Below are 8,928 nucleotides of genomic sequence, written 5' to 3'. Positions count from 1 at the left end.
CGAGAAGGTCGCCCGCGGTGAACTCGGCCGCAAGACCGGCCACGGCTTCTACACCTGGTCCTGAGAGGCCACCCACCACAACCAGCAGGAGGCGCATTCTCATGAGCAGTAACGACGTGATCGGACTTTCCGTGGACGCGGGACTGGCCACCATCACCCTGCGCCGGGCGGGCGCGTCCAACGCGCTCGACCGCGCGGTGAAGGAACAGTTGCTCGCCGCGGTCGAGAAGGTGGCCGGCGACGACAGTGTGCGTGCCCTGCTGCTGGCGGCGGAGGGGAAGAACTTCTGCGTCGGCCAGGACCTGGCCGAGCACGTGGCCGGGCTCGAGGCCGATCCCGCCCACGCGATGGACACCGTCGCCGAGCACTACAACCCGCTGCTCCGGGCGCTGGCCGGGGTCCGGGTGCCGGTGGTCGTCGCGATCAACGGGGCGTGCGTCGGGGCGGGTCTCGGCATCGCCCTCGCCGGGGACATCCGGATCGCGGGGGAGGGCGCCAAGTTCGCCACCGCGTTCACCGGGATCGCCCTGGCCGGGGACTCTGGCCTCAGTCACACGCTCGTCGAGGCGCTCGGGGCGAGCCGCGCGACGGGGCTGATGATGCTCGGCGACCGGTTCACCGCCGCGCAGGCGCTGGACTGGGGGCTGGTGCACCGGGTGGTGCCCGACGCCGAACTCGGGGACGCGGCCGTCGCGCTGGCGCGGCAGCTCGCCGACGGCCCCACGGCCGCGTATGCGCAGGTCAAGTCCCTGGTCTCGGCGGCGTCCACGGGGCTGTCGGAGGCGCTCGAGCGGGAGCGTGAGGCCGCGGACGCGCTCGGGCAGTCGAAGGACCACCGCAGTGCGGTCGACGCGTTCCTCGCGAAACGCACGCCCACCTTCGAAGGACACTGACGTAATTCGGCTCCCGCCCTTGTGTGGGCGAGGGCTGACATGCATACTTGATACCAACCGATCATTCGGTAATAGAGGTAGGACATATGACCACGTCACACGCTTCCGATGAGCTGCAAACGCTCTTCGATGACACCATCGCCGCCGACCAGAGGGTCGAGCCCCGGGACTGGATGCCCGACGGCTACCGCAAGACGCTGATCCGGCAGATCGCGCAGCACGCGCACTCGGAGATCATCGGCATGCAGCCGGAGGGCAACTGGCTCACCCGCGCGCCGTCCCTGCGTCGCAAGGCGATCCTCATGGCGAAGGTCCAGGACGAGGCCGGGCACGGCCTGTACCTGTACTCGGCCGCCGAGACACTCGGTGCCGACCGCGCCGACCTCACCGAGAAGCTGATCGAGGGCAAGCAGAAGTACTCCTCGATCTTCAACTACCCGACGCTCACCTACGCCGACGTGGGAGTCATCGGCTGGCTTGTCGACGGCGCCGCGATCTGCAACCAGGTGCCGTTGTGCCGCAGCTCCTTCGGGCCGTACGCCCGTGCGATGATCCGGGTCTGCAAGGAGGAGTCGTTCCACCAGCGGCAGGGCTTCGAACTGCTGATGACGATGATGCGCGGCAGCGACGCCCAGCGGGAGATGGTGCAGGAGTCGGTGAACCGGTGGTGGTGGCCGGCGCTGATGATGTTCGGACCGCCGGACGACCAGTCGCCGAACTCCGAGCAGTCCATGAAGTGGCGCATCAAGCGGCACACCAACGACGAACTCCGTCAGCGGTTCGTCGACATGTCCATCCCGCAGGCCGAGGTCCTCGGCGTGACGTTCCCGGATCCGGACCTGAAGTGGAACGCCGAACGCGGCGCCCACGACTTCGGGGAGCCCGACTGGAGCGAGTTCATGCAGGTGATCAAGGGCAACGGCGCCTCGAGCGTCGAACGCGTCGCCAACCGGCGGGCAGCACACGAGAACGGGGCGTGGGTGCGGGAGGCCGCAACGGCCTTCGCCCGCCGCGAGAGCAACAAGGAGAACGCACGATGAGCACGGACGACACCGCGGTGCGCGCGGACTGGCCCCTGTACGAGGTGTTCCTGCGGGGCAAGCGCGGACTCAACCACGTCCACGTCGGATCCCTGCACGCCGCCGACGACGAGATGGCCGTCCGGCACGCGCGGGACGTCTACACCCGGCGCAACGAGGGTGTGAGCATCTGGGTGGTGCGGTCCAGTTCGATCGTGGCGTCCAGCCCGTCGGAGAAGGACCCGTATTTCGCGCCCAGCGGCGACAAGGTGTACCGGCACCCCACGTTCTACGAGATCCCCGACAACGTTCCCCACATGTGACCCGGCCCAGACCGTTTCGCAGGCCGACGAGAATTCCGAGGATGTACCGATGACCGACCACGACAACGCCTACGACGGCCTCGTCGACGAAGACAGCCACGGCCAGTGGGCTTTCGGCACCAGCTTCGACGACCCCCTGGCCGGCGTCGACACCACGGTTCCGGGTGACGTCGACCTCGCCGCCCTGGCCGGCTACTGCCTGATGCTCGGCGACGACGCGCTGATCAGCTCGCAGCGGCTCGCCGAGTGGAGCACGCGCGCACCGGAACTCGAGGAGGAGGTCGCACTCGCGAACGTCGGCCTCGACCTGCTCGGTCAGGCCCGACTGCTGCTCGCCCGGGCGGCCGCCGCGGACGCGTCGGTGGTGCCGTTCATTTCGGACACGAGCCCGATTCCCGCCGAGGACGCGCTCGCGTTCTTCCGCGACGAGAACCGGTTCCGCAACACCCGTCTCACCGAACTCGACAACGGCGACTTCGCGCAGACCGTCACACGACTGCTGGTCTTCGCCACGTGGCGGCTGGCCCTGTTCGACCGCCTGCGCACCTCCCGCGACCCCGTTCTCGCGGCGGTCGCCGTGAAGGGCGTCAAGGAACTCACCTACCACCGCGACTACGCCGCCCGGTGGGTGGTGACGCTCGGTTGCGGTACGGCGGAGTCGAAGTCGCGCATGGAGGACGCCCTCGCCCGGGTGTGGCCGTACGTCGAGGAACTCTTCACCCCGACCACCGAGGAACTTGCCCTCGCAGGGGTGGGTGTCGGCGTCGACCCGCGGGACCTCCGCGAGGAATTCGACACCGTCCTCGCCCAGGTGCTGAAGGCTGCGGAACTCACCGCCCCCACGGGCCGCACCGTCGGCACCGTCGGCGGCCGGGCCGGACGTCAGGGCCTGCACACCGAGGCCCTCGGACTGCTGCTCGCCGAGATGCAGAGCGTGGCCCGGGCCCATCCGGAAGGAGTGTGGTGACATGACCACCGCAGTGCGCAGCGACGCCCGCCGCCTCGCCGAGTCCGTCCTGGACCCGGAGATGCCGATGCTCACGCTCGCCGATCTGGGAGTGCTCCGCGACGTCGAGGAGCACGCCGACGGATCGGTGGTCGTCACCATCACCCCCACCTATTCCGGGTGCCCCGCCATGGCCACGATGCGCGACGACATCGAGCACACCCTGCAGGACGCCGGCTTCGGCAGCGTCGAGGTCCGGACGGTCCTCACCCCGCCGTGGAGCACCGACTGGATCAGCGACGACGGCCGGCGCAAGCTGCGCGAGAACGGCTACTCGACACCGGGTCCCGCGCCGCTGCGCACGTCCGGGCCCGTCCCGCTGACCCTCACTGTCAAGCCGCGGGCCGTCACGTGCCCGGTCTGCCACTCCGCCAACACCCGTCTCGACTCGGAATTCGGGGCGACGCTGTGCAAGGCGCTGTACCGGTGCCTCGACTGCCTCGAACCCTTCGATCACGTGAAGGAAATCTGATCATGACCACAGCGGTGTCCCCGAAGCCCGGCGCGGCGTTGCGCAACAGGGCATTCCACACGCTCACCGTCGCCGACGTCGAATCCCTCTGCGACGACGCGGTCGCGGTCACGTTCGACGTCCCCGCCGACCTCGCCGACGAGTTCGCGTTCGGCCCCGGCCAGTCGCTCACCCTGCGGCGCACGATCGACGGCGTCGAGCACCGCCGCTCGTACTCCATCTGCGCACCTGCCGGTTCCGCGCCGCGGGTCGGTGTGCGCGAGGTGTCCGACGGCCTGTTCTCGACGTGGCTCGTCCGCGACGTCCGGCCCGGCGACCGGATCGAGGTGCAGGGCCCGAGCGGATCGTTCGTCGCCGACCCCGAGGCCGGCGGCAGGCACGTGCTGATCGCCGCCGGATCGGGCATCACCCCGATGCTGTCGATCGCCGCGTCGATGCTCGCGAACCCCGAGGCCGAAGTCGTTCTCCTGTACGGCAACCGGCGCACCCGCTCGGTGATGTTCGCCGAGGAGATCGCCGACCTCAAGGACACGTACGGGTCCCGTTTCGACGTGGTGCACGTCCTGTCCCGCGAGCCCCGCGAGGTGGAACTGTTCACCGGGCGCCTCGACGCCGACCGGTTGCGTGCCCTGTTCACGTCCATCGTGCCGCTCGCCGACATCGACCACTTCTGGCTCTGCGGCCCGTTCGGGATGGTCACCGACGCCGAGACGGTGCTCGGGGAACTGCAGATCGACAAGAGCCGCATCCACCACGAACTGTTCTTCGTCGACGACGTCCCGCCGCCGATGGAGAAGCACCGCGAACCCGGCGTCACCGGGCCGAGCAGCGAGGTGACCCTCGTCCTCGACGGCCGCTCGACCACCGCGACGTTGCCGCGGGACGAGTCGATCCTCGACGCCGCCGAGAACTACCGCTCGGACCTTCCGTTCGCCTGCAAGGGCGGCGTCTGCGGAACGTGCCGCGCCAAGATCACGTGCGGTGACGTGGACATGCGCCGCAACTACGCGCTCGAGGACTACGAGGTCGACTCCGGCTTCGTGCTGACGTGCCAGACCTTCCCGGTCAGCGACAACGTGACCGTCGATTTCGACGCCTGACCTTACCCAGCCCGCCCACCCCGGAGACTAGAATGACCAGTATCGCCACCCCCTCGCAGGACATCGAGTTCGCCACGCGCGACCGGATCTCGACGCTGCAACTCGAACGTCTGCAGTGGTCACTTCTCCACGCGTACACCAACGTTCCGCATTACCGGAAGGCGTTCGACGACGCCGGTGTGCACCCGAGCGACCTGAAGGACCTGTCCGATCTGGCGAAGTTCCCGTTCACCGCGAAGGCGGACCTGCGGGCGAACTACCCGTTCGGGATGTTCGCGGTGCCGCAGGAGAAGGTCTCCCGCATCCACGCCTCGTCCGGCACCACGGGGCGGCCGACGGTGGTCGGGTACACCGCGAACGACATCAGCAACTGGGCCGACCTGATCGCCCGGAGCCTGCGGGCCGGCGGCGTCAAGCCCTCCGACAAGGTGCACGTCGCGTACGGGTACGGCCTGTTCACCGGCGGCCTCGGCGCGCACTACGGCGCCGAACGGTTGGGCTGCACGGTGATCCCGATGTCCGGGGGCATGACCGACCGGCAGATCCAGCTGATCGAGGACTTCGAACCGGACGCGATCATGGTGACCCCGTCGTACATGCTCACGATCGTCGACGCGATGATCAAGAAGGGCATCGATCCGTCGAAGACGTCGCTGCGGACCGGGGTGTTCGGCGCGGAGCCGTGGACCGAGGAGATGCGCACCGAACTCGAGAAGCAGCTGAACATGGACGCCGTCGACATTTACGGACTGTCCGAGGTGATGGGCCCCGGTGTGGCGATGGAATGCGTCGACACCAAGGACGGCCTGCACATCTGGGAAGACCACTTCTACCCGGAGATCATCGACCCCGTCACCGGCGACGTCCTCCCTGACGGCGAGGAGGGCGAACTCGTCTTCACCTCGCTCACCAAGGAGGCCATGCCGATCATCCGTTACCGCACCCGCGACCTCACCCGCCTGCTGCCGGGCACGGCGCGGTCGGTGCGGCGGATGCAGAAGGTCACCGGCCGCACCGACGACATGATCATCCTGCGCGGGGTGAACCTGTTCCCCACCCAGATCGAGGAACTGATCCTCACCGTCTCCGCGCTGGCCCCGCAGTTCCAGTGCATCCTCGACCGCCCCGGTAGGATGGACGAACTGACCGTACGAGTCGAAGCCCGCCCCGACGCGTCCGCCACCGATCACCCCCGTTCCGCCGCCGAACTCCAGAAGCTGGTCAAGAACCGCATCGGAGTGAGCGTGAAGGTGGACGTGGTGGCATCCGGCGCACTGGAGCGGTCGCTCGGCAAGGCACGGCGACTGATCGACAACCGCTCCGCTCTGTGAGGTGATCGAAGGTGCGTCTCGGTGGTGAACACGCGCGTCACGACGACGGCCAGTTCGAACACTGGCGGCAGGCCGTCTCCACGGCGTTCGTCCCGCTCGCCGTGGTGTCCACCGCCGAGGACGGCGAGGCCACGTTCACCGGGACCCTGCGCACCACCGCGCTCGGCGGACTGCAGCTCAGCGAGGTCGGGGGACGGGCGGTGGACATCCGGCGGACCCGCACGTCCATCAAGCGGTCCGACCCCGGCCTGGTGAAGGTGGGCCTGCAGCTGGCGGGCTGCGGCGTCATCGTCCAGGACGACCGTGAGGCCGTGCTCGGGCCCGGCGATTTCGCCGTCTACGACACCAGCAAGCCGTACGACCTGCACTTCGCCGGCGACTTCAGCATGTTCGTGCTGATGTTTCCCCGCGAACTGCTGCGCATCGCCTCGCGGGAACTGGGCACGGTATCGGCGCGCCGCATCCGCGGCAGCACCGGGATGGGCGCGCTCGTCTCGCCGTTCCTGACGAACCTCCACCACTCCGTCGTGACCGGCACGATGCCGACGACCCCCCTCGTCGAGGACGCGGTCGTCGACCTGCTCAGTGCCGCGGTGCAGGCTGAGGCACCGGCCGACGCCACCGCTCCCGGCGCGACACTGCTGCTCCGTGTGAAGTCGTTCATCGACGCGCACCTGCACGACCCCGCGCTCGACACCGCCACGGTGGCGTCCCACCACCACGTGTCGACACGGCACCTGCAGAAGACGTTCGAGGCGGACGGGCACACAGTGGCCGGGTGGATCCGTCACCGCAGGCTCGAGAAGTGCCGCCGCGATCTCAAGGACGTCCGCTTCCGCGGCGAGAGCATCGGAACCATCTGTGCCCGGCACGGTCTCGTCAACTCTTCGCACTTCTCGCGGCTGTTCAAGGACACGTACGGGGTGTCGCCGCGAGCCTTCCGCGAACAGGAACTCCTGTCGATCAGCGTGTGAGGTCGGCGCACAATTCGGTCGCGCGCCGCCGCCCCGCAGGCCAGACTGATTCGGTCGTCGCGACCGGAGGAGTGGGACCGCTGAAACTGCACGAGTACACCCGGCTCGACGCCGTCGGTCTGCGTGCGCTGATCCGTGCGGGCGAGGTCACGGCGGCGGAAGTCGAATCCGTTGCGCGCGCAGCGATCGCGCAGGCCGACGCCGATCTCGGCGCACTGACCCTGCCCCTGTTCGAACCGGCGCTCGATCACCGACCCGACGGTCCGCTGGCGGGGGTGCCGTTCGTCGTCAAGGACAGCGGCCCGTTCGCGAAGGGTGTGCCGTTCACCCTCGGTAGCCGCAGCATCCGCGGCGCCGTCGCCGCCGTGGACCACGAACTGATGGCCCGGTTCCGGGCTGCCGGCCTGGTGGCGCTCGGTCAGACCACCGCACCGGAATTCGGGCTGAACTTCGCGACGGAACCGGTGCGGTACGGGCCGACACGCAATCCGTGGGCACTCGACCGCGGCACCGGCGGGTCCAGCGGTGGCTCCGCGGCGCTCGTCGCCGCCGGGGCGGTTCCGCTGGCGCACGGCAACGACGGCGCCGGGTCGCTGCGGGTGCCTGCCTCCTGCTGCGGGCTCGTCAGCCTGAAGCCGAGCCGCGGCCGAATCCCCTGCGGCCCACTGGTCGGTGAGGCCGGGTTCGGGCACATCTACGAGTTCGCCCTCACCCGAACGGTCCGCGACACCGCCCATCTCCTCGACGCGGTCGCGGCACCGCCGGTCGGGGAGAAGTACACCGCCCCGGCGCGGTCCGTCCGGTACGCCGACGCGGTGCACGCCGATCCCGGCCGGCTGCGGGTGGCCCTGATGACCGAGCCGTGGGGCGGGAGTTCGATCGACCCGCAGGTGTCGGCGGCCACGGTCGCCGCCGGCGAGATCCTCGAATGGATCGGCCACACCGTGACCGAGACCCGGCCGCAGTTCGACGCGGAGGATGTCGTCGAGGCGTCGGCTCTCACCGCCGTCGCCACCGGTGCGGCGATCCTCCGCGCCCCCCGAAGACCCGATCCTGCTCTGCTCGAGGCGGTCTCGCGGACAGTGCTGCAGGAGACCCAGGCGTTCACGGCACTCGAAGTTGCGGCCGCACTCGACGCGCAGCACCGGGTGACCCGTCCCATCGGGCTGTTCTTCACCCGATTCGATCTGCTGGTGACCCCGACCGTCGCGTGGCTGCCGGTGCCGCACGGCACCCTCGACTACGACGACCCCGGGCACAGTGTGCGCTCGTGGCTTTGCCGGATCTTCGAGTTCGGGCCGTTCACCGCCCCGTTCAACGTGTCCGGGAACCCCGCGATCAGTCTCCCGCTCGCGCTGAGCCGGGAGGGCCTCCCCATCGGGATCCAACTCGTCGCGGCCACCGGCAGGGAGGATCTGCTGCTGCAGGTGGCCGCGCAGTTGGAGCAGGCGGTGCCGTGGAAGGACCGCCATCCGTCGATCTTCGTGGGCTGACGACGTCGAGGACTTCCGACGGGGTTCAGCAACGTTAAGTTGTGACCCGCGCCAGCGGCAACTTTCGTTGTCCGTCACTCCGCGGTCCTTTGCGGTCCCGGTCGCCGCTGGTGTGTCCGCGGGGGGAAGACTCCCGCAACTTAACGTTGCTTAATGATTTGGATCACACTTAACCTCGATGCATCCGATCAGCGAGGAGGTGAGCCAGTGAGAACAGCTAGTTGTAGTTCCCAGGCAGGTTGTGAACGGCGTGGCGAACAGGAATAGGTGAGGACCTCCGGTATCGGTGTGGTTACCACACACACGCCGCTACCGAG

The 8,928-nt window shown here is 68.9% G+C and carries 9 protein-coding genes; all 9 read left to right on the top strand.

Annotation, left to right across the window (positions count from 1 at the left end; all coding sequences use genetic code 11):
• The first annotated feature begins 101 nt into the window (after nt 1-101).
• The 9 genes from ACFU5V_RS42915 (at nt 102) to ACFU5V_RS42875 (ending at nt 8,611) form a co-directional block, all read left to right on the top strand.
• Complete coding sequence (locus ACFU5V_RS42915) at nt 102-893, top strand: enoyl-CoA hydratase-related protein (protein WP_378707487.1); 792 nt, start codon at nt 102-104, stop codon at nt 891-893.
• An 86-nt stretch (nt 894-979) separates the two neighbouring features.
• Complete coding sequence (gene paaA, locus ACFU5V_RS42910; protein WP_087559856.1) at nt 980-1,933, top strand: 1,2-phenylacetyl-CoA epoxidase subunit PaaA; 954 nt, start codon at nt 980-982, stop codon at nt 1,931-1,933.
• Entirely contained in the window at nt 1,930-2,235 is a 306-nt protein-coding gene (gene paaB / locus ACFU5V_RS42905; protein WP_072936989.1) for a 1,2-phenylacetyl-CoA epoxidase subunit PaaB, read from the top strand. The genes paaA and paaB overlap by 4 nt, the downstream gene beginning before the upstream one ends.
• A gap of 49 nt (nt 2,236-2,284) precedes the next feature.
• Nucleotides 2,285-3,202 carry a 1,2-phenylacetyl-CoA epoxidase subunit PaaC gene (gene paaC / locus ACFU5V_RS42900; RefSeq protein ID WP_378707485.1) on the top strand — a complete coding sequence of 306 codons (918 nt, stop codon included), beginning with the start codon at nt 2,285-2,287 and terminating at the stop codon, nt 3,200-3,202.
• Between the two features lies 1 nt (nt 3,203).
• On the top strand, nt 3,204-3,713 hold the full coding sequence (gene paaD / locus ACFU5V_RS42895; protein ID WP_087559854.1) for a 1,2-phenylacetyl-CoA epoxidase subunit PaaD: 510 nt from the start codon (nt 3,204-3,206) through the stop codon (nt 3,711-3,713).
• Nucleotides 3,714-3,715: 2 nt separating this feature from the next.
• Complete coding sequence (gene paaE / locus ACFU5V_RS42890) at nt 3,716-4,813, top strand: 1,2-phenylacetyl-CoA epoxidase subunit PaaE (RefSeq protein ID WP_378707482.1); 1,098 nt, start codon at nt 3,716-3,718, stop codon at nt 4,811-4,813.
• 32 nt (nt 4,814-4,845) lie between these two features.
• Entirely contained in the window at nt 4,846-6,144 is a 1,299-nt protein-coding gene (gene paaK, locus ACFU5V_RS42885) for a phenylacetate--CoA ligase PaaK (RefSeq protein WP_378707480.1), read from the top strand.
• Between the two features lie 11 nt (nt 6,145-6,155).
• Nucleotides 6,156-7,118: a helix-turn-helix domain-containing protein gene (locus tag ACFU5V_RS42880; RefSeq protein ID WP_378707478.1), complete on the top strand. Its 963-nt coding sequence runs from the start codon at nt 6,156-6,158 to the stop codon at nt 7,116-7,118.
• Entirely contained in the window at nt 7,115-8,611 is a 1,497-nt protein-coding gene (locus ACFU5V_RS42875; RefSeq protein WP_378707476.1) for an amidase, read from the top strand. The genes ACFU5V_RS42880 and ACFU5V_RS42875 overlap by 4 nt, the downstream gene beginning before the upstream one ends.
• Nucleotides 8,612-8,928: the final 317 nt, after the last annotated feature.

It is taken from the genome of Rhodococcus sp. NPDC057529 (genome assembly GCF_042802055.1).
Taxonomy (GTDB): Bacteria; Actinomycetota; Actinomycetes; order Mycobacteriales; family Mycobacteriaceae; genus Rhodococcus_F.
The sequence above is the reverse complement of the archived record's forward strand: the minus strand, read 5'-3'. Positions and strand labels throughout refer to the sequence as shown.

What these genes read in the sequence shown, in the direction of transcription:
- ACFU5V_RS42915 (WP_378707487.1), top strand. Translation starts at nt 102, where the DNA reads ATGAGCAGTAACGACGTGATCGGACTTTCCGTGGACGCGGGACTGGCC.
- paaA (WP_087559856.1), top strand. Translation starts at nt 980, where the DNA reads ATGACCACGTCACACGCTTCCGATGAGCTGCAAACGCTCTTCGATGAC.
- paaB (WP_072936989.1), top strand. Translation starts at nt 1,930, where the DNA reads ATGAGCACGGACGACACCGCGGTGCGCGCGGACTGGCCCCTGTACGAG.
- paaC (WP_378707485.1), top strand. Translation starts at nt 2,285, where the DNA reads ATGACCGACCACGACAACGCCTACGACGGCCTCGTCGACGAAGACAGC.
- paaD (WP_087559854.1), top strand. Translation starts at nt 3,204, where the DNA reads ATGACCACCGCAGTGCGCAGCGACGCCCGCCGCCTCGCCGAGTCCGTC.
- paaE (WP_378707482.1), top strand. Translation starts at nt 3,716, where the DNA reads ATGACCACAGCGGTGTCCCCGAAGCCCGGCGCGGCGTTGCGCAACAGG.
- paaK (WP_378707480.1), top strand. Translation starts at nt 4,846, where the DNA reads ATGACCAGTATCGCCACCCCCTCGCAGGACATCGAGTTCGCCACGCGC.